The 26,521-nt window shown below is 46.2% G+C and carries 23 protein-coding genes; 2 read left to right on the forward strand and 21 right to left on the reverse strand.

Features of this window, described 5'->3' with window-relative positions:
* Nucleotide 1: 1 nt before the first annotated feature.
* The gene (locus ACRQ84_RS08265) at nucleotides 2-1,099 is read right to left on the reverse strand and encodes a class I SAM-dependent methyltransferase (RefSeq protein ID WP_483817716.1); all 1,098 of its coding nucleotides are present in this window, start codon (nucleotides 1,097-1,099) and stop codon (nucleotides 2-4) included.
* Between the two features lie 328 nt (nucleotides 1,100-1,427).
* Between ACRQ84_RS08265 and ACRQ84_RS08270 the strand changes: the two genes are divergently transcribed.
* Both ACRQ84_RS08270 and ACRQ84_RS08275 read left to right on the forward strand, forming a co-directional pair.
* Nucleotides 1,428-2,666 carry a glycosyltransferase gene (locus ACRQ84_RS08270; protein WP_483817717.1) on the forward strand — a complete coding sequence of 413 codons (1,239 nt, stop codon included), beginning with the start codon at nucleotides 1,428-1,430 and terminating at the stop codon, nucleotides 2,664-2,666.
* Nucleotides 2,663-3,772, forward strand: a complete 1,110-nt coding sequence (locus ACRQ84_RS08275) for a hypothetical protein (protein WP_483817718.1) — start codon at nucleotides 2,663-2,665, stop codon at nucleotides 3,770-3,772. The genes ACRQ84_RS08270 and ACRQ84_RS08275 overlap by 4 nt, the downstream gene beginning before the upstream one ends.
* 36 nt (nucleotides 3,773-3,808) lie before the next feature.
* Here the strand turns inward: ACRQ84_RS08275 and gndA are convergent, their stop codons facing one another.
* The 20 genes from gndA to ACRQ84_RS08375 all read right to left on the reverse strand — a co-directional run bounded on the left by gndA (nucleotide 3,809) and on the right by ACRQ84_RS08375 (nucleotide 26,509).
* Nucleotides 3,809-5,218, reverse strand: coding sequence for an NADP-dependent phosphogluconate dehydrogenase (gndA, locus tag ACRQ84_RS08280; protein WP_483817719.1), 1,410 nt, complete (start codon nucleotides 5,216-5,218; stop codon nucleotides 3,809-3,811).
* 130 nt (nucleotides 5,219-5,348) lie between these two features.
* Complete coding sequence (locus tag ACRQ84_RS08285; protein WP_483817720.1) at nucleotides 5,349-6,122, reverse strand: ABC transporter ATP-binding protein; 774 nt, start codon at nucleotides 6,120-6,122, stop codon at nucleotides 5,349-5,351.
* A 4-nt stretch (nucleotides 6,123-6,126) separates the two neighbouring features.
* The gene (locus ACRQ84_RS08290) at nucleotides 6,127-6,927 is read right to left on the reverse strand and encodes an ABC transporter permease (RefSeq protein WP_483817721.1); all 801 of its coding nucleotides are present in this window, start codon (nucleotides 6,925-6,927) and stop codon (nucleotides 6,127-6,129) included.
* Nucleotides 6,927-8,222: a rhamnan synthesis F family protein gene (locus ACRQ84_RS08295; protein ID WP_483817722.1), complete on the reverse strand. Its 1,296-nt coding sequence runs from the start codon at nucleotides 8,220-8,222 to the stop codon at nucleotides 6,927-6,929. Before ACRQ84_RS08295 ends, ACRQ84_RS08290 begins: the two co-directional genes overlap by 1 nt.
* 17 nt (nucleotides 8,223-8,239) lie before the next feature.
* On the reverse strand, nucleotides 8,240-9,145 hold the full coding sequence (locus tag ACRQ84_RS08300; RefSeq protein WP_483817723.1) for a glycosyltransferase family 2 protein: 906 nt from the start codon (nucleotides 9,143-9,145) through the stop codon (nucleotides 8,240-8,242).
* A gap of 85 nt (nucleotides 9,146-9,230) precedes the next feature.
* Nucleotides 9,231-9,779: a dTDP-4-dehydrorhamnose 3,5-epimerase gene (gene rfbC / locus ACRQ84_RS08305; protein ID WP_483817724.1), complete on the reverse strand. Its 549-nt coding sequence runs from the start codon at nucleotides 9,777-9,779 to the stop codon at nucleotides 9,231-9,233.
* Entirely contained in the window at nucleotides 9,779-10,660 is an 882-nt protein-coding gene (gene rfbA / locus ACRQ84_RS08310) for a glucose-1-phosphate thymidylyltransferase RfbA (protein WP_483817725.1), read from the reverse strand. The genes rfbC and rfbA overlap by 1 nt, the downstream gene beginning before the upstream one ends.
* Before the next feature lie 39 nt (nucleotides 10,661-10,699).
* The gene (gene rfbD / locus ACRQ84_RS08315) at nucleotides 10,700-11,587 is read right to left on the reverse strand and encodes a dTDP-4-dehydrorhamnose reductase (protein ID WP_483817726.1); all 888 of its coding nucleotides are present in this window, start codon (nucleotides 11,585-11,587) and stop codon (nucleotides 10,700-10,702) included.
* A complete protein-coding gene (gene rfbB / locus ACRQ84_RS08320; protein WP_483817727.1) occupies nucleotides 11,587-12,666 on the reverse strand; it encodes a dTDP-glucose 4,6-dehydratase in 1,080 nt (359 codons plus the stop codon). The genes rfbD and rfbB overlap by 1 nt, the downstream gene beginning before the upstream one ends.
* Nucleotides 12,667-13,088: 422 nt before the next feature.
* Nucleotides 13,089-14,102: a UDP-glucose 4-epimerase GalE gene (gene galE, locus ACRQ84_RS08325; protein ID WP_483817728.1), complete on the reverse strand. Its 1,014-nt coding sequence runs from the start codon at nucleotides 14,100-14,102 to the stop codon at nucleotides 13,089-13,091.
* Between the two features lie 48 nt (nucleotides 14,103-14,150).
* A complete protein-coding gene (gene galF / locus ACRQ84_RS08330) occupies nucleotides 14,151-15,044 on the reverse strand; it encodes a UTP--glucose-1-phosphate uridylyltransferase GalF (RefSeq protein ID WP_064739221.1) in 894 nt (297 codons plus the stop codon).
* Between the two features lie 326 nt (nucleotides 15,045-15,370).
* Nucleotides 15,371-16,711 (reverse strand): MOP flippase family protein, encoded by a 1,341-nt coding sequence (locus ACRQ84_RS08335; protein WP_483817729.1) that lies wholly within the window; start codon nucleotides 16,709-16,711, stop codon nucleotides 15,371-15,373.
* A complete protein-coding gene (locus tag ACRQ84_RS08340; protein WP_483817903.1) occupies nucleotides 16,708-17,931 on the reverse strand; it encodes a glycosyltransferase in 1,224 nt (407 codons plus the stop codon). The genes ACRQ84_RS08335 and ACRQ84_RS08340 overlap by 4 nt, the downstream gene beginning before the upstream one ends.
* A gap of 4 nt (nucleotides 17,932-17,935) precedes the next feature.
* Nucleotides 17,936-19,198: a colanic acid biosynthesis pyruvyl transferase WcaK gene (wcaK, locus tag ACRQ84_RS08345; protein WP_064739223.1), complete on the reverse strand. Its 1,263-nt coding sequence runs from the start codon at nucleotides 19,196-19,198 to the stop codon at nucleotides 17,936-17,938.
* A gap of 214 nt (nucleotides 19,199-19,412) precedes the next feature.
* Nucleotides 19,413-21,623, reverse strand: coding sequence for a phage tailspike protein (locus tag ACRQ84_RS08350; protein WP_064739224.1), 2,211 nt, complete (start codon nucleotides 21,621-21,623; stop codon nucleotides 19,413-19,415).
* A 57-nt stretch (nucleotides 21,624-21,680) separates the two neighbouring features.
* Nucleotides 21,681-22,715 (reverse strand): glycosyltransferase, encoded by a 1,035-nt coding sequence (locus tag ACRQ84_RS08355; protein ID WP_483817730.1) that lies wholly within the window; start codon nucleotides 22,713-22,715, stop codon nucleotides 21,681-21,683.
* A gap of 50 nt (nucleotides 22,716-22,765) precedes the next feature.
* Nucleotides 22,766-23,518: a glycosyltransferase family 2 protein gene (locus tag ACRQ84_RS08360; protein ID WP_483817731.1), complete on the reverse strand. Its 753-nt coding sequence runs from the start codon at nucleotides 23,516-23,518 to the stop codon at nucleotides 22,766-22,768.
* 73 nt (nucleotides 23,519-23,591) lie between these two features.
* Nucleotides 23,592-24,509: a glycosyltransferase family 2 protein gene (locus ACRQ84_RS08365; protein ID WP_064739227.1), complete on the reverse strand. Its 918-nt coding sequence runs from the start codon at nucleotides 24,507-24,509 to the stop codon at nucleotides 23,592-23,594.
* 74 nt (nucleotides 24,510-24,583) lie between these two features.
* Nucleotides 24,584-25,762 carry an acyltransferase family protein gene (locus ACRQ84_RS08370; protein ID WP_483817732.1) on the reverse strand — a complete coding sequence of 393 codons (1,179 nt, stop codon included), beginning with the start codon at nucleotides 25,760-25,762 and terminating at the stop codon, nucleotides 24,584-24,586.
* Nucleotides 25,763-25,786: 24 nt separating this feature from the next.
* Nucleotides 25,787-26,509 carry an SGNH/GDSL hydrolase family protein gene (locus ACRQ84_RS08375; RefSeq protein WP_064739229.1) on the reverse strand — a complete coding sequence of 241 codons (723 nt, stop codon included), beginning with the start codon at nucleotides 26,507-26,509 and terminating at the stop codon, nucleotides 25,787-25,789.
* Nucleotides 26,510-26,521: the final 12 nt, after the last annotated feature.

The raw sequence follows: 26,521 nt of genomic DNA on the forward strand, positions 1-26,521 counted from the left end.
CTCAGTTACGTTTAAACTTTTTCATTAAAGTTCTTAGAGGTTGGGTAATCTTCCAGCTATTAGAGCTTAATATTGCGTGGTTTTCTGTAGTAAGATTTTTTAACTGTACAGAAATACGACCATTTTCTTCTAATAAGCTCTCATAAGACAACTCTTTTTGACTAATCTCATTGAGCAAAGTTTTAATCTTTACATTTAATTCATATTGGGATAATTCAATTTGTTCCTGCATAGAAATATTTATATTTTCGTTACCAACTCCATTCTTAACTAATTTTGTCCATTCCATTTCAGGGAATGTATCAAGTTTGCTCCAGATGTTTTTCTCTTGTGGTATACATTTTATTTTTAAACCCTGCGAATTTTTATTTCTTGAAAACACATCCCACTCAGTTCCTGCGATATGACGAGAACCAAGGATGTTACTTTCTGATTTTTTCTTTTTTATTATACATAATGAATTCACGAAAGTAACTGAGTGAATAGTTGAGTAGTCTACAGTATCAATGGATTCACAATCATAAAAACGATAAAACGGAGATAAATAATCTTTGGCATCACGTTTGACACCCCAATGCTCCTGATTTGGAACATCTGCGAGTTTCTTTAAGAATGACATTGAAGAATAGGGGTAATATAATCCGCCTTCAAAGCTTTCCCAATAACTCGCATGAAGATCTTCAATGATATATATTCCATCATCAGCAATTAATGGAAAGTAAAGCAAGAAAGATTTTATTATATCTGAAGAAACATGCGAGCCATCATCGATAATCACATCAAATTCAGAGCATATTGATAAAATCTTTTCTTTTATTTCAACTGTTGAAGAATTTCCTATCACAACTTCTATTGAAGGATTATCATAATTTAATTTGGCGCAATCAGGATTTATATCGCAGCCAACCAAATGTTGAGCCGAAGCAAAGTATCTACTCCAAATTTCAAGCGAACCTCCATTTTGTACACCAATTTCTAAAAAAGTTGACACAAACGAGCGCCGTTCAAAGAAAATCTCATCATATACATCGAGATAAATATCCCATTTATCCGATGATTTACCTTCATGCTGCTGGTACAGTTGCTTTAAAAAATTCATTATTATCAACTCGCAAAGTAACATTAAAACTATGATTGTTTAATAGTACTAACTCTTTTACTAATTTATCATATATAAATTTTAATATCGCGTGTTCAACACATCAAAATCCTTGATATGAACGCCCCGAAGAAATATAATTTTACACTTACCAGGATATTAGCATAACATTCGAATTTGAAAAATCCCAAGTGTGATGATAACGAATGGCGACATTATCCTCTTTTTCAACCCAATGATAGATTGAACTCATATGAAATATTCGTCTGTTTTTAAACTACTTCGGAGTGACCCAGCTTCGAACTCACAATCACAGAATAGTACGCATGTGCCCTCACAAGATCAGTTCGCGGATTTTTTATCCAATCTTGCAAGGTTGCGTCCGGAATTATCAGATGCGTATATCAAAAGTCTTTTATTAGATGAAAAACAATATCTTTCATTCTATCAAGATATAAGAAACTCCGGATTATCGGGTACTTATCATTACTATACATATGGATACAAAGAAGGGCGCGAATTTTTTGAACCTAATTTTCGTGCTATAAAAAAATCAGAACGCTTTGAATCTGGCCAATCAATAATTTTCTTTGATACTGTTAAGACAAATGCTTCCTTTCTTTATCGCGGGTACTTCCCAGAAGTGCGAAAAAAGTCTTCGGTAATCATCCATCAAGATACGAGTTTTCTGGACTCCGTTAAAGAAATTTTTACAGCAAAAGAGATGGTATTCATCCGCCCCAGTAATGGTAGTCGAAAAACAAAATACTTTATGCATCTTTGCCGTATTTTGAATGTAAAAATAATAATTGATGTGGATGATCTTTTACTTCCAGATTACTCGGAGTATAAAGGTGCTGTTCGATCAGGTATTTCTGATTATCATCAAATAGTTAAGGATATGACCAGAGATTCATCCATTTTATTAGGCGCAGACCAGATGGTATGTTCAACTAAAACCATCGCCAATTTACATTCTGATTTGATTGAGAACATTTCAATTTCTAAAAACAAATTACCTCGTGAATATTTTCTTCCCAAAGAGAGTATAGGCAAAAAAATCATTGATAGAAAAGTCCGGGTGTTGTATTTGTCAGGCTCAAAAACTCACTTAAAGGACTATAGTACAATCAGTGGTCCCTTGATGAAACTGGCGCAAGATTATCCTAATAAGTTTAGTTTAAGTTTCTTAGGTATGGTTAGCGACCAAACGTCTATATTTTCACATCTAGGTGTAGAGTGTAATTTTTTACCATTAGTTAATTTTGATGAAATGCTTTCTGAAATTAATAAACATGACATCGTTTTAGTTCCATTAGAAAATACTGTTTTTAATGATGCAAAATCTAATATCAAGTTTATAGAAGCCGCATCACAGGGCGTAGCTGTTATTGCATCTTCCGTTGCAGAATACGTTGATTGTATCACAAATAACGAAAATGGTTGGATATGCTCTACAGAGGATGAATGGTATGCAACTCTCTCTTATTTATTTGATAATCCGGAAGCTATTACTATCGCTTCGCTTAAGGCATACAACTCAGCAATTGCAGGTTACAGTTTATGAATAACTTCACTGTCAAAGGTATCTTTACTTCTGTTGGAAAGAATAGAACAAATAGTCGCATTATTTACTTACCATTCAATAAGTCTCACTTTGAACTTGCTTTAATTGTAGCAGAGCAAAGTAGCTATGAAAGTTACATATATTCCGAGAACTTTGAATTAAGTTCAAGAGAATATTTAACTTTAAACCCGGAAAGTAAAATAAAATTTATTCTCGATAAAGATTCCGTTGCAGGTCTTTTACCAAATATGGATAAGGTAGTAGTTTTTCTGGGGTATGTAGTTCCATTCATTCCAGTAACAATTAATGAAATTGTCTCAGCTTGTTTGAAGGTGAAATTACCAATATACGAAATCCCACATGGCATGTTCCAAACAGGAATAAACTTAGCTGATGACTCAAAGCTGATAAGCACACGTTCACATTACTTTGGTTTTGGTGGTATGTTGCCATCAATTTCTGATAAAAAGTTACAGTGGTTTGGCGAGCAAGGTTTTGGATATCCAAGAACAACAAAAAAAGAATCCTACAAGACAAGGCAGTTACCAAAATTCACTTTAATTACATCTAATACTAATTGGTATCTATATTCACCTTCAGATAAAAGGGTTTTTTACGCTGAAATATTTAATTATGCTAAAAATAATCCTTCAGAAGTTTTTATTTGGTGTGTTCACCCTGCAGAACTATCTGAACATGCATTTAGTTCAAATGCGTTAGATTACAGACCTAAAAATATTTATTTGTATGGGATGGATAAAGATATTTATTTCGGTGGAATAGAAGGTTCTGATGATTTAATACCATACTGTGAGTATGGTATTTCTACAGTCACAACGTGTTTACTAGATTACGAAATACATAATAAAAGGGTTAATCTATTTAGATGTCATGGCGTAAATGAACTAATTAAAGTCATTGCTGAAAAACATACATTCTCAGTATCATCAGAAATAACACCTGACGCTTGTTTTTTCAGAACAGGCTTCCTCAAGGAATTTAACCCGGAAATATATGATCATCTTCTTTCAGAAGAAATTATCATTGCAGACAACTCTAAACATAATTATCTGTCATCATTTTTGATGCAGCCAATGTCAGTTTAAAAAAAAGCCTCTTAAAGAGGCTTTTTTTACTATAGCTTAATCCAACCACTCGGTGTGGAACACGCCATCTTTGTCAATGCGCTTATAAGTATGCGCACCGAAATAATCACGCTGAGCCTGAATCAGATTTGCCGGCAGAACTTCTGAACGATAGCTATCGTAGTAAGCAATAGCAGCAGAGAAGGTCGGCGTCGGGATACCGTTCTGAATAGCATAAGACACTACATCACGCAGCGCCTGCTGATATTCATCTGCAATGTTCTTAAAATAAGGATCCAGCAGCAGGTTAGCAATGTTAGCGTCCTGTGCGTATGCATCGGTAATTTTCTGTAAGAATTGTGCACGAATAATGCACCCAGCACGGAAAATCTTAGCGATTTCACCGTATTGTAGATCCCAGTTATTCTCTTCAGACGCAGCGCGCAATTGAGAGAAGCCTTGAGCATAGGAAACGATCTTGCCCAGATACAGAGCGCGACGAACTTTCTCGATGAACTCAGCTTTATCACCAGTAAATGCTTTAGCCTGGGGACCGCTCAGTACTTTAGAAGCTGCAACACGTTGGGTCTTCAGAGAAGAAAGATAGCGAGCAAATACTGACTCAGTAATGAGTGAGAGCGGCTCGCCGAGATCCAGTGAGCTCTGGCTAGTCCATTTACCGGTGCCTTTGTTGGCTGCTTCATCCAGAATCACATCAACCAGATATTTACCTTCTTCATCTTTCTTAGTGAAGATATCTTTGGTGATGTCGATCAAGTAGCTGCTTAACTCACCGTTGTTCCAGTCTGTAAAGGTTTTTGCCAGCTCTTCATTGTCGAGGCCTAACGCGCCTTTCAACAGCGCATAAGCTTCAGCAATAAGCTGCATATCACCGTATTCGATGCCGTTATGCACCATTTTTACATAGTGACCAGCACCGTTAGGACCGATGTAAGCAACGCAAGCTTCGCCATCTTCCGCACGAGCAGCAATCTTATCTAAAATTGGTGCAACCAATTCATACGCTTCTTTCTGGCCGCCGGGCATGATGGAAGGACCTTTCAGTGCGCCCTCTTCACCACCGGAAACACCGGTACCAATGAAATTGAAGCCCTGGTCAGAGAGTTCTTTGTTACGGCGCACAGTATCTTTATAGAAGGTGTTACCACCATCAATCAGGATGTCGCCCTTGTCCAAATGCGGCGTCAAAGAAGCAATCGTTTTATCTGTAGCTTCACCAGCCTGTACCATCAAAAGGATACGGCGTGGTTTTTCCAGCGATTCAACGAACTCTTCAACAGTATAAAAAGGTGCCAGTTTCTTGCCTTGGTTCTCAGCGATGACTTCATCCGTCTTTTCGCGTGAACGGTTGAAAATAGAGACTGTGTAGCCGCGGCTCTCAATGTTAAGAGCCAAGTTACGGCCCATCACTGCCATACCGACAACACCGATTTGTTGCTTGGACATTATCTACTCCTGTCTGAAGTTACCGTCACAAACACAAGTTTGTGATTGAAGTGGCAAATATGTTAACTCATCTCTCACCAATAAAGGTAGTGAATGGTGCGATGATAAAACACACAAAAAATGTGGATGATTATGTATTGGTTAACAAATCGCCTTTTTTGATATTCGACTTGAAATATAGCGGCAGTACTTCCTCTGGCGTACCGTCCATTTTTACTGTGCCATGCTCGAGCCAAAGAATTCTTGTACAGGTTTTTCTTAACAATTCGTTACTATGGCTTGCAAGAATCAATATCTTCGTTGCATTGATAATATTAGTTAATCGTGTTTCGGCTTTTTCTTTAAAGCCTTCATCGCCTACAGATAACCATTCATCCATAAGAAGAATTTCAGGAGTAAAAATTGTACTAACGCTGAAACCCAGACGCATCTGCATACCGGAGGAGTAAGTACGAACTGGCATGTCAATAAAGTCACCCAGATCGGTGAATTCAATGATCTCTTCAATTCGCGCATCGATTTCTTTTTTCCGCAGACCTAATAAGGCGCCGCGAATATAGATATTTTCCCTGCCCGTAAACTCCTGATTAATCCCTAATGAAATAGAAATTAAAGAACCAATGTCACCTTCAATCGTAGCGCAACCACTGGTAGGATGATAGACCTTACTAAACATCCTGAGCAGCGTTGTTTTACCAGCACCATTATGGCCAATTAGCCCGACTCGCTCGCCATCTTTGATTTCAAAATTAAGATTATTAAGGGCTGAAACCACAACTTTACCATCGTGCTGACCAACTTTTCCACCAGTAGCAAAATTGATAAAGTTCTTTTTAATCGATCTTGCCTGGGCGTTGAATATTGGGAAATCAATACCCACATTTTCAAATTTAATAATAGCCATTACATTACACCCAATAAGGAACGCGGTATTTATATTTGCTCGTCATCGCAATAGATAGAACCAAACCGACTATTGCCATAACGCCAGCAATGATGTAACTGCTCATCATTGGGATCTCACCTAATAATGGACCTCTTACCAAATCAATTAAATGGTAGAGAGGGTTAAACGTGAGTAATGCTGCGGCAGCACTATGTGAAAGAAGTTTCGGCATCCAAATTACTGGAGTCAGATAGAAGATAACCTGCATAATACTCAACACGATTTGTGTCATATCACGGAAGCGCGCACAAATCATCGAAAGAATCATTAACGCCCAGGTTAAATTCAAAATAAGCAGGATAAAACCTGGTATAACCAGGAAAATGGTCCAGTCTACGCTTTTCTGCACTGCAATCAGGACCAGAGGGAATATAACGATATTGTGCAGAAAGATGATGAAGTTTTTCCAAATTACACGCATTACGTGAACATGTAATGGAACGGGTAACTGCTTGATAATTCCTTCTGAAGATATCAGTGCATCACAACCTTCTGAGATGGAGCTTTGGATAAAGCTCCATGTTATCAAACCAAGAGTTAGGTAGGGCAAAAACTCTTTGACGTTGGTTTTAAAGAGATTACCAAAAACCAATCCCATGGTCGTGATCATTACTGCCATACTGATTGTGATCCAAAACGGCCCCATCTTAGACCGCTTGTATCGCATCTTGATGTCCTGGCCACCCATCACTTTTACAACGTGAAAGTTTCTTAACGCGGAGGTGAAGTCATCCCACCCTACTGATTTTTGCTTATTCGACATTACAAAATTCCAAATTGATATGCCAGACGATTTAATCCGACAAGGAACTTATCTCCGCACAGACGAGCCAAGATCAGTGTCATAAACTCTTCCCTTTGTGATTCCTCAAGCTGATCTCTCAACTTGATAATATCATTCATGCTACAAACGCAGCGGAACATCAGATCAAGCTTAATTATAGGTAAACCACAATTATGTAATGCGAGGCAGTTGACGTGGATTTGCGACCCCATCGTAAATTCATCCAGATACAAAGATATTAATCTCTGTTTGAACTGGCTATTCAGCAATGCTTCTTTATGCGAGTAATTTCTGAAGAAATTCACTGCTTCTAAATAGTCAACTTTGCTTGAACTTAATGTTGAATATTCTTTATCAACAGAGTTGTATTCCACAACATTGTCACTAGCAAATGCCAACTTTTCAGCTCTCTTATTAGAGAGAATGTATTTATTATAATAAGATGATAAGACTTCATCATTTGCTATCAAACCGGTTATCGATTTATTTGTCCAGGCACTGACACCTTCACGACGGTAGTAATAGTAATTCTCATAGAAAACTTCATCAGTGCTAAGCTTTTTCTCCATGAACGAGACATTGAAAAGAGACTTGAAATTTTGCTCAGAACTAACCAGTGACTTAAGAAGCTTACTTAAACCGAACTCACCTCTTTTTATAACTAAAGGTCTAACGTTCGATGACTTATAGTTTAACCAAAAACTTTTGAACTTTTCATTCTTAGTTATTTTGCCTGCTACTGAAATACAGAATGAGCCAAGGTGATGAGAGTGCTGACTATTTTCTGTAGCACCGATTACTTCAACGTTAGTGTCAAATAAATTTTTAACAAATTCAGGCAAGCCATTCTTTGAGAAAAACACACTGTCGTTGATAATTAGCAGTCGCTCACATTTTTCATCGAAGCCTTTTTCGAAGAAATATTTCATCCCTGCTTTATAGCTGCCGAAATCACGCCCATAATTATCACGCTCTATATAGACATCGGTTAACTCAGAGGGGTAATTTTGTTCTTCCAACCTTAAGGTATTAACGGCAATAACAAATACATTATTGCGCTTCGCTTCTTTTAACAGCTCTAACGTATCATTTCTAAGTGATGACTTCTCATAGAGTGCAAGCAGCATAACCTTGCCACCCGTGAAGTCATTCTTGACTTTAACATTAGTATATTTTTTTGTTTTAATATCATCGCGAATTGATAGCACGCCATAATATAGGTAAATTACAATTTTCAGGAAAAACCTGATAATCATAAAAACAATTCTTTTCATATTAACACCGTCGATGGTTAAACTAATTTCCTAAAGAGATTCATGATAAAGAAAGCGCATGTTTCAATGAAGCTTTGTCTATAAAATCCACCCTTAATAAAGTTAGTAATTCGTTTCAAAAGACTTCCATTTAAAGCACTAAATCTTTCATAATCACGCCTGTTCTCTGGCGGCATTTTGTCTTTCAAACACTCGAGCACCATACAATTTTTCTCGCTCCAGCATTTAAATTCGCCTGCAAACAAACGATTAAACCTTGTGAGCTTAGACAAAACCCCCGTGTTGCTGCCCACTAAATTTTGCCCATGCTGGCGGTAAAGAATTTTTGGTTCACGATCATAGATTACTGTTCCATTCATTGCACTGCAGATGATGTACATAATCCAGTCATGAGAAACTATCGGAAGGTTGGCAGGGAATGTCTCAAAAACTGCTTTTAGTCCACGACTAAAAACCATCGTGTTGCCGCCCGCATAGCTTTGCAAAAGTGCATTACTAAAAGTAAATTCTTTTAGGAAACACGGTGAAAAACCGATATCAGCTTCATCAGCATCAATCAGCTTTGTACGAGAACCATACAAACAATATGAATTAGGGGAGAATTCTTTTATTGTTAACTGATCAATAGCTTCTTCCAGCTTATTGTCACACCAAATATCATCCTGATCGCAAAAAGCATAAAACGGTGAATCAATATCTTTTCTATTAAGTAGGCTGTAGAAATTGGCAGCAAATCCTTTCCCAGGCCCCTGAAACAAAATAACTCTACCTTCAGAAAATTCTTCGGCAAAACGGGTAATGATTGTACATGTATTATCCGTTGAACCATCATCAGAAATAATCAGAGTCCAATTAGTATAAGTTTGAGAAGCAATGGAACGAAGCTGCTTTTCTAAGTATTTCTCGCCATTATAAGTACCCATCAGGATACTTACTTTTCCTTTATCGCTCATCATCATCAGCTATATAAAAAAAGGATGAGTTAGTCCTCATCCTTAGTTTCGGGAATCAATCAAATGTCACTGCTTGTGCAAATGGAGTTCCGTCTTTATCTTTAGCAGAAAGCGCGGGGAGTTCATTTGCATCAATTGGCCAGGTGATATTGAGATCTGAATCGTTCCAAAGTAATGAATGTTCATTTTTAGGATTATAATAATCAGTACATTTGTAAACAAACTCAGCACTTTCAGATGTCACATAAAAACCATGAGCAAAGCCTTCTGGAACCCACAGCTGACGCTTATTTTCAGCTGAAAGATATACACCTACCCATTTTCCAAAGGTGGGCGAGGATTTTCTCATATCAACTGCAACATCATACACTTCACCCGATACAACCCTGACCAGCTTACCTTGTGTATTTGTGGTTTGATAATGTAGGCCACGCAAAATACCTTTTGAAGATTTTGAATGGTTATCCTGTACAAAGGTACGTGGACAAACCAGCTCTTCAAATTTCTTCTGTTGCCAGGTTTCCATAAAGAAACCTCTTTCATCACCAAAAACGGCTGGCTCAATGATTTTCACATCAGGAATATCAGTATCAATAATCTTCATTAGAGCTTTCCGTTGTAGAGCGCCATCAGGTATTTGCCGTAATCATTTTTGAGCAGTGGCTGTGCCAGCTCTTTCAATTTTTCAGCATCAATAAAGCCCATGCGGAAAGCAATTTCTTCCGGGCATGCGACTTTAAGGCCCTGACGGGTTTCGATAGTTTGTATAAAGTTATTCGCTTCAATCAGGCTCTGGTGAGTACCCGTATCTAACCAGGCATGACCGCGCCCCATAATGGACACCGACAGTTCGCCCTTTTCAAGATACAAGTTATTAATATCCGTGATCTCTAACTCACCACGTGGTGAAGGCTTAAGATTTTTAGCCAATTCAACAACGCTGTTATCATAGAAATAAAGACCAGTAACCGCATAGCTACTTTTAGGTTCAGTCGGCTTTTCTACTAATGAAACTGCCTTCCCTGTTTCATCAAACTCAACTACACCGTAACGCTCGGGGTCGTGAACGTGATAAGCAAACACAGTTGCACCGTGTTTTTGATTTGAGGCTTCTTCGAGCTGCTTGTGTAGATCGTGGCCATAAAAAATGTTATCGCCCAGAATCAATGCGCAGTTGTCATCACCGATGAACTCTTCACCTAGTATAAAGGCCTGAGCTAGACCATCTGGACTTTCCTGCACTTTGTACTGAATGTTCAAGCCCCATTGGGAACCGTCACCAAGCAAGCTTTCAAAACGCGGCGTATCCTGCGGCGTGCTGATAATTAAAATGTCACGAATGCCCGCTAACATCAGAGTGCTGAGCGGATAGTAAATCATTGGCTTATCGTAGATTGGCAATAGCTGCTTACTGACGGCCATCGTCACTGGATAAAGGCGTGTTCCTGAACCGCCAGCAAGGATGATTCCTTTTTTACTATTCACAACGTTATCCTTTAATTTAGTAATCTGACTCAATAGTGCTTAATTGTAGAGTTCATCCAGCATACGCTTTACACCAACCTTCCATTCCGGAAGCGTTAATTCAAAAGCGGTGGTGAACTTGCTGGTATTGAGCCTTGAATTAGATGGGCGTTTTGCTGGCGTAGGGAAAGCGGCAGTTTCAACGGTATTCACCGCTTTTACTTTCAGCTCAAGACCTTTTTCACGGACATAATTAATCACGAACTCGGCATAGGCGTGCCAGGTTGTTACGCCTGAAGCGATAAGATTATAAATGCCCGATTTTTCTGGATTTGCCAGAGTTGCTTTGATTGCATGCGCGGTACTGTCCGCAATCAATTCTGCGCCGGTTGGTGCACCAAATTGATCGTTGATGACAGATAGGGCTTCTCGTTCTTGCGCCAAACGAATCATCGTCTTAGCAAAGTTATTGCCTTTAGCGGCATAAACCCAACTGGTGCGCAAAATTAAATAGTGTGTTGCATTAGTGATGATGGATTCTTCACCCTGACGTTTAGTCTTGCCGTAGGCGTTCAGTGGTGAAGTCGCATCGTCCTCGTTCCAGGGACGCTCGCCGCTGCCATCAAACACATAATCCGTTGAGTAATGAACCAGTAACGCCCCAACATCACGCGCGGCGCAGGCCAATGCTTTTACGCTGGTTGCATTGATCAACTCGGCATTGAGCAGGTCACTCTCCGCTTTATCGACAGCCGTATAAGCTGCAGCATTCACAATCACGTTAGGCTTAATATCCCGTACCGTTTTTTCGATGCCGGCAGGATTGGTTAAATCGCCACAGTGATCTGCTGAATGACGATCTAAAGCAATGATCTCACCCAAGGGGGCCAAAGCACGCTGCAGCTCCCAACCAACCTGACCATTTTTACCTAATAGCAAAATTTTCATTAGCTACGCTTCTCGTAGTTTTGCTCAATCCAGTTCTGATACGCCCCGCTTTTCACATGCTCAACCCACTGCTGGTTATCGAGATACCACTGCACGGTTTTACGTAAGCCGGTTTCGAAGCTTTCCTGCGGTTTCCATCCGAGGTCGCGTTCAATCTTTGAAGCATCAATCGCATAGCGACGATCGTGGCCCGGACGGTCTGCAACATAGGTAATTTGCTGAGCGTATGAAGTCTCTTTCGGACGCAGCTCATCCAGCAGTTCACATACCTTGTGCACCACTTCGAGATTTTGCTTCTCGTTATGGCCGCCAATGTTATAAGTGGTGCCAGTTTTCGCCTGCGTCACTACGGTATAAAGCGCACGCGCATGATCTTCTACATACAGCCAATCGCGGATTTGGTCACCTTTGCCATAAATTGGCAGTGGCTTTCCTTCCAGCGCATTGCTGATGATCAGCGGGATGAGTTTTTCCGGGAAATGATAAGGGCCGTAGTTGTTGGAACAGTTGGTCACAACGATCGGCAGGCCGTAGGTGCGGCCCCATGCGCGAACCAGATGGTCACTTGCGGCTTTGGTAGAAGAGTATGGGCTGCTTGGTGCGTACGGGGTTTCTTCCGTGAACAATGGAAGCTCACCTGAGACTTCATCAGGATGAGGTAAGTCGCCATACACTTCATCCGTGGAGATATGGTGGAAACGAAAAGCCTGTTTTTTATCAGCGGCCAATGCAGACCAATATTGGCGGCTTGCTTCCAGTAACGCATAAGTTCCGACAACGTTAGTCTGAACGAATTCTGATGGTCCAGTAATAGAACGGTCAACATGGCTTTCTGCCGCCAGATGCATTACCGCATCAGGCTGAAATTCGTTGAATACATTCAGTAAGGCCACACCATCGCAAATATCAACTTTTCTAAAGTTATAACGCGCATTTTGGCTTTCAGCTTTCAGTGATTCTAGGTTGCCAGCGTAGGTCAGTTTATCGACGTTAATCACTTCATCATTGGTATGGTTGATAATATGACGAACAACTGCCGAACCGATAAATCCTGCACCACCTGTAATTAAGATTTTCATAACGTCCCGTTTTTCCTGACTCGCTCAGTGAGGCTTATACCAAATTGAATTAATATGCTGTGTCGTTCAGCCACGCTACCGCCCTTGGGTTGCAGCTCCCACATAGCTGATGTTTAAGGCAAAATTTAATTAAAAGCGCGCCGGCTTTTATGCTGCTATCTTGCTGTTAACTCTATTCTTTATTACCGAAACCAATAAATATGGTTTAACGGTAAGCAGCTAAGAATTCTACCACTCGTAAAGTTCAATGACGAACAAATTACAGATTTTCCGGGGGTGTTAGTTTAAGTATTGACCGCTTTGGGTCGGAGATGATGTTTGCTGACTCAATAATTCAACTCAATCAGATTTTGATGAAAGCTTAGACGAGGTTTTTCAGACGAGGTTTAAAAAAAATGCGGGCGCTAAGGCCCGCAGTCGTGCTACTCAAATCCATTAGGATTCTTACTCTGCCAGTTCCACGTATCACGCATCATGGCATCGATCCCGCGCGTCACGCGCCAGTCCAGTTCGTTGTTCGCCAGTGTGGCATCGGCCCAGAACGCAGGCAAATCGCCGTCACGGCGTGGCTTAAACTCGAACGGAATCGGCTTGCCAGAAGCTTTCTCGAACGCCTTGATCATCTCCAGCACGGAGAAACCAACACCGCCGCCTAGGTTGTAAGCTTTATAGCCTTCAACTTTCGTTAAGTGGTCCAGCGCCTTCAGGTGCCCTTCTGCCAGGTCGACAACGTGAATGTAGTCGCGCTGAGCGGTGCCATCTGGCGTGTCGTAATCGTCACCAAACACGCCCAGCTTTTCCAAACGGCCAATGGCCACCTGCGCAATATACGGCAGCAGGTTGTTTGGGATACCGGTTGGGTCTTCACCGATTTCGCCAGATTCATGCGCGCCAACCGGGTTGAAGTAGCGCAGTGCAATGGCTTTGAAGTTCGGATCCGCTTTAGCGAAGTCGCGCATCACGAATTCGATCATCAGCTTAGAGGTGCCGTACGGGCTGGTTGTGCCGCCGATTGGCGTGGTTTCTACATAAGGAACCGGTGCATCCGCGCCATAAACAGTCGCAGACGAACTGAAGATGAAGTTCCACACGCCAGCGGTGCGCATCTCTTCCAGTAGCACCACGGTGCCAGCGACATTGTTTTCGTAGTATTCCAGCGGCATGCGCGTGGATTCACCAACGGCTTTCAGTGCGGCGAAGTGAATCACGGCGCTGATATCGTTGGAGGCAAACAGGTCACGCAGGCAAGCGCGATCGCGGATATCGCCTTCGACGAAGACCGCTTTTTTGCCCGAGAGCTTTTCTACGCGATTGATCGCTTCGCGGGACGCATTGCAAAGGTTATCCAGGACCACAACGTCGTCGCCACGCTCTAACAGCGCCAGCACCGTATGGGAGCCGATGTAACCCGCTCCGCCCGTTACCAAAATAGCCATGTGTACTCCTTTAAACCGCGCGATGGGCGCGGTAGAGAATGAGAAAGCTTATTTCGCCAGGATTTTCTGGATAGATTCGCGGAAATCGCGACCCTGTGCGTTGTTACGCAGACCGTAAGATACGAATGCCTGCATGTAGCCGAGTTTACGACCGCAGTCGTAGCTGGTACCCGTCAGCAGCTGCACATCAACAGGCTGCTTCTTGCTCAGGGATGCGATGGCATCGGTCAGCTGAATACGGCCCCATGCGCCTGGCTCAGTACGCTCCAGCTCTTCCCAGATATCAGCAGAAAGCACATAACGGCCAACCGCAGTCAGGTCAGAATCGGTTGAACCCGCTTCTGGCTTCTCGACAAAGCTGGTGATGGTGCTGATATCGCCTGGGTTATCAATGGGCTCTTCGGTGGTCAGCACGCCGTATTCGGTCAGATCTTCACCCGGCATGTGTTTTGCCAGCACCTGGCTGTGGCCGGTGTCTTCAAAGCGCGCAACCATTGATGCGAGGTTATAACGCAGGTGGTCAGCGGTAGAGTCATCCAGCAGCACGTCTGGCAGTACCACCACAAACGGGTTGTCGCCAATCATCGGACGTGCGCACAAAACGGAGTGGCCCAGACCCAGCGGGTTAGCCTGACGCACGTTCATGATGGTTACGCCCGGCGGGCAGATTGACTGCACTTCGCTCAACAACTGACGTTTAACGCGTGCTTCAAGCAGCGCTTCCAGCTCGTAAGTGGTATCGAAGTGGTTTTCCACTGCATTTTTGGAAGCATGGGTGACCAGCACAATCTCCTTGATGCCCGCCGCGACGCATTCGTCAACAATGTATTGAATCATTGGTTTGTCGACGATTGGCAGCATCTCTTTCGGAATGGCTTTGGTCGCAGGAAGCATATGCATACCGAGACCTGCAACGGGGATTACTGCTTTAAGCTTGGTCATATTTATTCCATTTCATGAAGTGAATGCGTGAGGTCGATTATGCAGGATCGGCCGGTCGAGCAAGTATAATCTTAATCTGAAAAACCGACACTAACTCTCTGTCACACCATCAAAAATCGCCATTTTTGCCAGTAAAAATGCCGAAGTTCCAATGAGAAACCCCTGTGCTAAACCGCTGAAAAATCGTGAAAGGATTTGTGATGATGAGACCAGACATTGATTGAAAGGTGTGCCTCAATTGCGCCATAAATGGCGCCGCTACGGACCGTGTAAACGTTGAGTCATCTGTAGCGGCGCAATTCATCGCGCGGGTTTGATTTTAATGACTACAGCATGCCTTCAAACCATTCTGGCATGACGAACAGATTGAAATGGTTTACCAGCAGCATCAGGCCGACAAACACCACCGAGACTGAAACCCATTGGCGTGCATACGGCATAAAGCGAATGCCAATCACCGGTTTAATGAAGAACGGATGCGCGAAGGCAGAGATCAGCACCTGCGAAATCGACAGCGTCAGCGCCACATACAGCACGTTCGGCCAGATGTACGTTGTCGCCAGCACCGCCACCACCACCAGACTCGCCACAATGTTCCAGTAGAACTCAACATTAGTGCGGCCGTTGGCCTGCGAAATCGCGCCGGTTAAGCCGCCCATCGGACGCAGCATGCCGAACAGCAGCATCAGCGGAATCAGATGGTAAACCTGCTCATGTGAAGCGCCGTACAGCACGCGCACAATCACCGGTGACAGAATGCCAATCGCCAGATACATCGCGCTGCTGAACAGCATGATGACGAAGGTGCCTTTCAGGAACAGTTTTTTCAGCTGCTCAGGATCGTGCTGCTTCTCCGCAAAGCGTGGCAACGCCAGGCGGTTAATCACTGGCGACACCAGTTTCAGCGGTTGCAGAATCAGCTCTTTTGCCAGCGAGTAAATCCCCAGCATCTCGGCGCCCATTACCTTACCGACGATCAATGCATCCGCCTGGGTACGCAGCTGGTTGATGGTCTGCGAGCCGAGTTGATACACGCCGTAACGTACTGCGCTAACGAAGGTTTTGCCGTCGAATTCCCAGGTCGGACGCCACGATTTCTCGCCGAAGTAGATCATGCAGAGAATACGCGTGAAGGCGTTGATGAACAGGCCAAGAATCGCCGCCGCCACGGTTAGCGAGGTGTAATACAACATCGCTACGGTACACAGGAACGCGAACAGCTTGGTTGCCATCTCAATCTTGGCCAGCGTCACCATGCGTTTGGTTTTCACATAGTGCGCCTGATACTGCGACAAATGTCCCAGCACCAGGAAGTTAAGGCTGGTGAGCATGATTAAGCCTACCAGTTCCGGCAGGTGATAGAACCATGCCACCGGATAGGCAATCGCCAGCATAATCAAGCCGGTGCAGAAACTGAGCGAGACGTTCACCCAGTAAATGGTGCTCTGCTCGCGACGATTAATGTCCTGCCGATGCACGATGTAGCTGCTCATGCCCATATCCTGCAGCACGGTTGCTACCGCCAATATTGCGTTGATGATCGCCAGTAAACCCAGCTCGTGCGTTTCCAGTTTGCGCGCCAGAACGGCGAGCTGTAACACCTGAAGTAATGCGGCAAAACAGGTACTACCAAACAGCCAAACGGCCTGTTTTTTTAATCCGCTCACACCATGCGCTCCAGAATTTTCGCCAGCTCACCATAAGCGATGTGCTGATTGAACTCAGTTTCGACTTTCTGGCGCGCAGCCGCGACAACCGGCGCCACATCCACATCACCGCGCGACAGACGCAGCAGCGTCGCCGCCAGCTCGTCAGGATCGTTTTCGGCCACCAGCCATCCGCTCACATCATTCTCAATCAGTTCGGGAATGCCGCTGTGATAAGTGGAAACCACCGGCAAGCCGACCGCCATCGCTTCCATTAGCGCCACCGGAATACCTTCCATATCGCCATCCGCGGCGGTTTTGGACGGCAGCAGGAAGATATCCGCCTCGTTCAACGCCTGGCGAATCTCATCCTGCGGCTTGAAGCCCGGCATGGTGACGCAATCCTGCAATCCAGCGCGCGCAATGTGTTCGCGCATCATGCCGTCCTGCTCGCCGTTACCGATGATGGTGAACTGGAACTGGCCGCCGTTATTGCGCAGGATTTCGCTGGCTTTTACCGCCACATCCAGACCTTTTTTCTCGGTCAGACGCGCCACGGAAACGATGCGCAGCGGTTGATGGAACGCTTCACGCGGACGGAAGTTAAACTTCTCCGGCTCGATGCCCATGCGCGTCACGCGCACTTTCTCGCGCGGACAGCCCATCTCAATCAGCTTGTTTTCCCACAAGTGGCTGATAGGCAGCATCAGTTCACTCTGCTTAAACAGGTTGATATAGTCGAGTTTGTGCTCTTCCAGGATGTGCCGACGCGAAATATCCGCGCCGTGGAACACTGTCGCCTGCTTGCCTTTCAGCACGCCGAGCTCGCGTAGCTTGTTAGCCAGCGCACCGGCATAGCCAAAGTGGACCAGAAACACATCGGCGGTATAAGGCTGCTTAGTGTTAGCGACAATCGCCGGCAGCAGCAATTTGCTGGCCTGCGCGCCGTAGCGACGCACATTCAGCGACTTAAGCAGCGCGCCTTTGGTGATTTTGGGCAATATCAAACCGATACGCTGCGTCAGCTTATCGAGGTTAGATACCTTCTCTTCCGGCAGTAAATAGTGAGTTTTCGCTGCCAAATTGTAGTCATCGAACGCGGCGTGGCGATTAATCATATCGCCCGGAAACACGGAGATAATCTCCACGTCGTAGCCTGCGTCGATGAAATGCGTCACCTGATTGAGCACAAACGTCTCAGAGGCAACAGGGAAACGCATGGTGAAAAAGGTCAGCTTCATCACTTCACCCCAGGACGTTGAGAATTTCTGCTGTAATGCGGTTACCAATCTCACGCTCCTGCGCCACCGCGGTATCAACTTTGTGTTTCACGTTGTCGTAGTCGGCCAGCACCGTCTGCACTTTATCGATGAGCGAGCCATCCATCAGGCTTTGTACATCGGTCGCCATCTGCGGCAGGCCAAGCTGTTTCATCACGCCGAGCGACTTGTGCTCGTAGTTGATGGCGACGGCTGGCGTACCAAAGTTCATGGAGATGATGGCGGAGTGCAGGCGGGTACCAATTGTCAGATGACAATGGCTGAGGAGGATGCCGAGTTCGAGGTCGTTGAACTCGTCCATGATGACATGGTAATGCTCTGGATGCTCGACATGATCGCGCAGCGTCAGCGCCACCATGCGGTCGTCTTTAGCGTAGCTATCGATACCGGTGCAGGTAGAAAATGCAACGACCTGATAACCTTCGGCAATCATCGCGTTGATCACACGACCAAAGGCCGCTTCATACTCTTTCTGCGTGACGCCGAGACGTTTATCGAATGGCGCCAGTTCACGTACGGTAATCGCAATGGTTTTGCGTGCGCTGATAATTGCCTGCCAGTGCAGCAGGTTATGGCTTGGATTCGCCACTTCGCGCGCCTGTACCAGGAACGCGGTGTCGACGCCCTTCTTCACTTTACTGGTGGTCACGCCATCTTGCTTCAGACGATCGTGGCTCACTTCTTCGCGCAGCACCAGGCTGTCAACGCGATCAAAGACAAAGTTAGCCAGCGCATTAACGCGCGGGTTTTCGAACGGACCGACTGAGTGACCGACCATATGCAGCGGCTTTTTCGCCATCAACGCACAGAGCGCGTGGTCAAATTGGGTTACACCGTACAGATCGACGAAGAACGAGCCGCCAACCTGAATAATCGCGTCATACTGTGCAAGACTTTTGGTGAACGCCGCGAGATGCGGTGGCACCGAGAATGATTTGTACAGGCCGCCTTTGCCGAGGTGCGCCATCATGATGTCAGGCATCAATCGGTTCGCCACTTTGCGTTTGAGGCTGCCCACCAAACCCTTGCCGGATTTGCTGTTGTGCAGGAACAGGGAATCCTGTTGGATGTGTTGCTGCAATAAATAGCCCGAACTTGTTGGATAACGGCTGATCACATCAATATCCAAATCTGCGCGCGCAGATTTCAGCGAATCAATCAGCCCTCGTAAAATCGCGCCATCCCCACGATTTCCACAGGTATGGTTTCCTACCAATAAAATCTTCATAAAAAAACTCCGGAAAAATTTTTGTAATTTTTACAAGCCGCCAATAGCTGCACTGGCAAAGTGAACTCTGTGTTAAATGACTGCAATGGGAGTAATCCCCAAAAAGGTGCTGCTAAATGAATTTCTATTCAATACTGCTTATAAATTATGCATATTCCGTAGCGGCGCGATTTATCGCGCAATAAATTGCGCCGCTACGTTAACTACCTGCGCGTTACGACTTCACGGCGAAATACGGCATTGCAACCTGCTCGCCATTAATCACTACCGAGATGAAACCTTTCGGTTCGCGGGTATCCACCTGTTCGGGTTTAAGCGCGCGCGATGCCATGAGCAAATCGCCCTGCTCGTTTCCGCCAATGCCGGCCTTACCGTTGTGCAAGCTAAAACGTTGCGGTGCCTGTTGGGCTCCGCTGCCTGGCGCACCTTTTTCCATGACGGCATCCACGCGTGCGCAGCGTCCGGTCAGGAAACGATCTTTGGCGGTGCTTTTGATCAGCACGGCAGTCGTCGGCGTCCAGCCCGCTAACTTAACGAACACTTTGGTGTCGGTATCGGTGCGCGGCTCGAAACGAACGTCAACCACCGGCGAACTACCTTCCGCTGACCAGCTGGCTTCTGCTTTGTTTTTCTTGCGCTGCAGATGAATCACCGCGCGACCGCCGGTACCTTTACCGTCAATGACATCCATCAGCGGTTGGTTAGCGGTGCCGTTATTGAACTGCGACTGACCAAACACCTCGATCTCCCAGCTATCACCCACCGTTGGCGAGTAGAAGTTGCCGAGTTCAAACCAGGTTTGCTGATCGCTGTTATTGGTCAGGCGGAAACGCGAGGTGATGTAGTTGTATTTCAGACTGCCATCAATGGCCACGCCGTAAGATTCAACGCGCGTCGAGCCCATTTCCCAGATGTTCAGCCAGCGCTCGCCTTCCAGCGAGTTATCGATCCAGCTGCCCGACTGCAGATTGGTCTGACGCATATTAAGGCGTGAGTTACGCGCATTGAGCGGGTTCTTACAATCCTCAATGCTCAGCGCATCCACGATCCACTGACCATTCGAGATATCGCCAGGGAAGTCGCTGTGCTCAATCCAGCCGTTGTGAATGATGGATTGGCTGCAACGCGGAAGATTCAATACCATGCCGCCCTTACAATGCTGGGCGTTGAAGTTGGAGAGCTCAATCGCGGTGCTGTGATCCCACGCGCCGGCCTTTTGACCCGACCAGCTGGCTTTAATCACATCCCCGGTACAGGCGTTGGCGTACCACTGATCGATTTTACAATCCAGCGTATCCAGCAGGCTCAGCGAGACGCCGCCTACCTGATTGAAGCGCAAGCAGGCACCCCGGAAAAACTGGCCGCCGGGACAGGTATTACGGAACAAGCCCTGTTTATTCGGACGCTTGTCGGTGTTGCCATTGAAATTCAGGTTAGAAATTTCGGTCCAGCGCGCGTTCACCTGGAACAGGAACTCTGAGCGGCCATCCGAGACCAACGTGGTCGCAGGGAAGTAACCGAAGTTGACCATCGCACCGGAGATGCGGAAGAAGCGACGTCCCTCATCGCCGAAATCGCATTCGGACACGAAGAAGGTACCGGCCGGGAACTGCACGCAGATCTGCTGGCTGGCATCAATCGACCATTGATACATAGCTTTGATCGCTGGCGCGGTATCGGTTTTGCCATCGGCAATCGCGCCGAAATCAAACAGCGTCAGGCGGTTGAAATCTTCCACCACGCGACGCCAGGTGAAACCGTTGCCGCTGAAGTTCACGCCGCCATCGTCTTTGGCATCGCCGAAGGTGCCGACGAACTCGCCGCCGCCCACTTCCAGCCCTTCATGCCAGCTTTTCAGCTTAATTTTGGCACCGGCAAACAGCGGACGGGTTTTACGCAACTCTTCCACCGACGGGATCTCGCCAATTAGTTGATAGCCATTCGGCTGCGCCAGTCGCTGGCTGAAGTTGCTCTGGTTAGGACGCGAGACATCGCTGATGGAAAATAGCGTGTGACCCTGATCGTCTTCCACTACCATGGAGTGCGCAGGATTGGCGATCAACGCTGCATTATCGTGAATGAACTGGGCGAAGTTACCCTTGTTCAACGCAATCGGCTGGCTGATTTGTGACACTTTGCCATTGGCATCGCGCAGGAAAACCGGAATTTGATTGCCGGTTTGGCTGGCATCGCTGCCCGCCTTGCCAATCCAGAGTTTGCCTTCGAAGTTCTGCCAGAACTGCGGTGGCATGGTGTAGACGTTTTCTGGCGTTAAAATCGGTACATCGCCCGGCGGTACGCTGGACGGATCGACGGCTTTTAACGCTGGCTGACCACTTTTTGCGGCGTAGCTGGAAAACGCACTCACTGAGAGCGCGGCAACAATGGAGGAGGCTGCGGTCTGCAAGACTTCTCTTCTTTTCATGCTTCAATTCCCGTGGTTATGCGGCCAAAAAGGATTCCCGAGGCACGATAATTGTCGCTAAACAAGCGCGAGCCAGCTCTGTTTGATCTGGTTACCGTCAAACTTGAGCGCGGTTTCTTTGGTTTTTTCACTCATGGCGTAGAACAGGTCATCATCACTGGCGAGCTGTTCCATGCGCTTGATGAAGGTCGCTTTGTCATTCATCGGCACCAGGAAGCCATCTTCACCGTGGTTGATAATCTCCTGCGGGCCGGTTGGGCAATCGTAGGCGACCACCGGCAGCGACCAGGATTTGGCTTCCAGCAACACCAGCGGCAAGCCTTCATAGCGTGAGGTCATCAGCGCCATGTCGCTTTCGCGGTAGTAATCGTTGATGTTGCTGACTTTGCCGACGAAGTTAACGCTGTGGGTGATACCCAATGCGGCAGCCTGATCGTGCAACTGCTGGCGCAGTTCGCCGTCACCGGCAATCACCAGCTTCCACTCAGAGTGCTTTTTGCTGAAATCGGCCCAGATATCCAGCAGCAGGTCGAAACCTTTCTGGTTATCCAGACGCCCCACCGCCAGCGCCTGACGGCTGCGCGTTTGACGCTGAAACGCCTTGTACACCACTGGATTGGGGATTTGCTGACTGGCGATGTTCCAGCGGTTAAATACCTGATGATCTTTGTCGGTCAGTACGATCACCTGATCGTAATAGCGCAGCATCAGCCATTTCAGCAGCTTAATCGGCTTGCTGAACGAGTTAATCGCGATGTGTTCGCAGGCATACGCTTTGAAGCGCTTCTTCTTCAGCGCCATCAAGTTCCAGAAGGCGAACATCACGCTCAGGCGGCCCATGCTGATCAGGAATACGCTGTCGAAGCCTTCCTGATGAATGTGGCTTACAGCGCTTTTAATTGGGTTGCTGTGGCCTTCAAAACTGACAATTTTCTTTACCCGTTCGAACGGATAAAAGGTTTTGCCATGGCCTTCCAGCGAGTAAATGGTGACTTCGTGCTGCTCGCCGAGGCACTCAGACATAAAGTTGCAGATGTTTTCAGTGCCCGCATAGGAGTAGGCATCTTTAATCACCAAAACGATCTTTTTCATAAAATCCTTTCCACCTCAAACAATATAAAAGCAGCTAAGCACCGTTGCGCTTAACGGTGTTTCAAGGCGAAAAGGACGCCATTAACCATATACCAGACGTAATAGTAATATACTTTTAACGGATTGTTTTTATAGATAATTCTTAATAATTCGAGGTGCCACTTTGCCGCTTTATTTTTGTTACGCGACAGTGAATCGCCCAACTCGTAATAGTTGACCAGGGTTTTCTGGATCACGCGGGCTTGTTTGTAGCGGAGGAACAACTCGTAGAGGAACAGGAAGTCTTCATGGCCTTTACGCTGGAAGAAGATGCCCTGTGGAGGACGGCGGAAGCACACCGAAGAGAAGCAAACACGATATTGCTTCTTCACGAAGTTTTCCTGCTGCAGATAAGGTTTGCTGTAGTTGATGTCGTGCTCAGCGGTTTTGGTTTTGTAGTGATAATGCGTGATCACAAAATCGTCGCCGGCTTTGATTGCGGCGGTTTGTTCAGCCAGTTTTTCACTGTGCCATTCGTCGTCGCTATCGAGGAACGCGATAATCTCTTCTTTCGCCGCGCGTAGCCCAACATTGCGGGTTTCAGCTGCGCCTTTATTCACGTCATTGTCGAGAATAGTGATACGCGCGTCCTGACAATGCTCACGCACCAAGGCCAGTGAATCATCGGTGGATTTATCGTTGATCAGGTACAGATGCCAGTCGCTGTAGGTCTGGTTGATGATCGACTCAACCGCGCGCAGAACGGTATTTCGCGCGTTATACATCGGCATCACAATACCGACGGTGCCAACATGATTTGTCATTTGTCTACCCGGAGTTTCAGGAACCAAAAAATTGCCCCCGTGTAGGGAGCAAGTGAAAGTGTTGAAAAGCGAATCAGGAGACGGCTCTTCCGCCCGAGAAGCGCGACTTCACCTTATCGAGCAGGCGATTCATGAAGTAGGCACGGTTGTCACGGTTAGTGAGGAAGAAATAGCGCGCAAAACTCAAACTGGCTTGCAGCGATTTACCATCCATCTTGTAGCGCAGCGGCAGCTTGAACGCTTTATAGGTGTGGATGTCGCGCGTCGTCAGATGCGGCTTCATGGTATCGAGCCAGAAGTAGGAGTATTTGACCGACTCACCTTTGTGCTTGGAACCAAATTTGGTCACCAGATGGTAGGTTGCCAAAGGCTGGTCGATCATTACGAAGGCGTAACCCATGCGGTCGGCGCGGATGCAGAAATCATAATCCTGATGGCGAATATAGCGCGCATCAAACTGGATCTGCGCAGCATCTTCACGCTTCAACACAATGGTGCTGGTTTGAATAAAGCCGTAGCAGCCAAACAGATACTCAGCCACGGTTTCGTTTTTGCCGGGCGGTTGCATCGGCATCACCTTGAGGAAGGTGCCATCCTGATGGATGTTCACCTGACTAAAGATGACGTAGCGCGATTTGCCCTGCGCTTCCAGCTTGGCGATGGTTTCACTGGCCACCCGCAACTTGTCCGGATGCCACTCATCGTCGGCGTCAAGGAAACTAATGAAGTCACCCGTTGCCAACGCGATACCTTTGTTGCGGGCGCCAGCGCCGTTGAGTTTGACCTCAGACAGCTCCAGTTTGATATCCAAATCCTGATAACGCTCGCCGCGCACGACCTGCGCCAGTTCGGCCGCATCGGCCGATTTATCATCAACAATAATGACTTCAAAATTGCGATAGGTTTGCGCTTTGACGCAATCTAGCGTCGTAACAATCGATTTCGACGCGTTATACGCGGGAATAACAATTGAGAAGCGAATGTCCTGCATTGCCAGCACCTCATTAAAAAAGTTACAAAATCAATGATATAACTTGTGGGCTCAAAAGAATAATGGGTGATGTCCTAATTTGTTGGCGAGGTCTTCATCGCCACTTTCTTCTTGCTGCTGCTGCCGATAAACGGTTTCTCGACAAACAGGTAGGTCAATTTCGCCACATAGAAGGAGGCGACAAAGAACAGCGTTGAGAGCAAGGTGTAAAACAGGAACGAATGCGGATAGAGCGTGTCCGGAATCTGCTTGATGAAGTAGAGCACCACACCGTGAATCAGATACAGGCTGTAACTCACCTCACCAATCGACATCAGGGTTTTGTTTTCCAGAATGCCAAACACGGCGTTGCCACTGCTGACAATAAAGAAGATCACCGTCAGGCAGCAGAGGAAAATCAGATACCAGAAGGTGTTGCTGGTGAACGACAGTGAGAACAGCGACAGCGCAATCACCGCGCAGCCCGCAAGGCTGGAGGTTTTATAGTGCGCAAACATGTCGCGGTACTTATACGCCAGATAGCCCATGGCAAAGCCCAGCACCGGACGCGGATCGGTATAGGTTTTACCCCACAGACGCAGGCCGACAGCCACGCAGAAAATCACCCCGATGGAGCCAAGAATCAGCAGCGTTTTATATTTGCCTTTGGTGGCACGGTTGAGCACGTAAATCAGTGGGATCGACAGATACAGCAGCCATTCAAGGCGCAATGTCCACTCAACACCGGCGTTAACATCTGCCGTCATAAAATCGCCAATGTGATAGCTACCAATGAACAGCAACCACAGCACCGCATCTTTCACCGCCGTGAGGCTATAGGTGAGATCGCCCTGCACCACGCCCACCGCGATAATGACAAATCCCGAGAACCAGAACATCGGTACGATACGGCGGATACGCGACTTGAGCAGCTTGTGCGTAAGCTGTCCCGGCGTCATGGTTTCATTATCCAGCCAGCGATAGAACAGGAAGGCGGAGATCATGAAGAACAGCAATACACCGAATTTGCCCGAGTTGACGAAGAAGTTGCCTTCGGAGAACCAGGCAAAATAGTCTTTATCGAACACCCACTGACCATCCAATGAATAGATGTAGTGTGCGAAGTGCGAGAACGCCACGATGCTGGCCAGCAGCGCGCGCATACCAGAGATACTTTTAATACCGCTTTCGTTGTAAACGCCTTTGTGGAAGGAGAATACTCGCAGAATGATTAGCGCCAGACAAAATGACAGCACCATGATTAATACATACATGTCAGCTCCTGAATCTGAGTTGGGTTAGCTGCTGTGCCGCGAGAAAACGCTATCGAAGTTGCTGCTCAAAACGTTGAAGGTTCTTTCTGCTTTCTGTTTATAAAGCATCTCGTTCGGGTGAATGCAATCAGGCGACATCTCAGATTGCCAGTCACGGTTCTGTTTGATGACGCTGAATTGTTTCACAATCGGGACCTGCTGCTCTTTAGCCACTTCATTTAACTGATACACATAAGGCCAGACATTCCAGCGCTCGGCTTTGCCACAGATTGGATTCGGTTCCTGTAAAACCACCAGCTTGTTATTCGCCTTCGCGCCTTTCACCAGATCGGTGATGATGCGCTTGTACTCTTCCGGCGTTTCAATGCGCTCGCCTTTGTCTTTGAAGAAATTGATGCGCGCATCGTTAATCGCATAGTTAATCAAAATCATATTGGCGTCGGATTTCGCCATGCGTTCTGACCAGTCCTGCGGTGTGTTGTCTTTGTTATAAACCAGCACCGAGACCTGTGCGCCGGGCATACCGTGATTCTTCACCTCAATGTTGTTGCCGTATTTCTCGCGCAACATCTGCTGTAAAAAACTCACTTCGTTATTTTTACTGATGATATTGCGATTGCCGGATGCGGTGACGCCCGCTGTTGTGGAGTCACCGTATGCCGCGATGATAAAGGTGCCGGGATGATCGTCTGCCTGCGCCAGTAACGGCGCAGAGGTGATCAGAACTGCCAGTAATGTCTTCCGCATATTTCCTCTCAT

The sequence above is a fragment of the Pantoea sp. E2023-21 genome, assembly GCF_051302795.1.
GTDB classification, from domain to species: Bacteria; Pseudomonadota; Gammaproteobacteria; order Enterobacterales; family Enterobacteriaceae; genus Pantoea; species Pantoea ludwigii_A.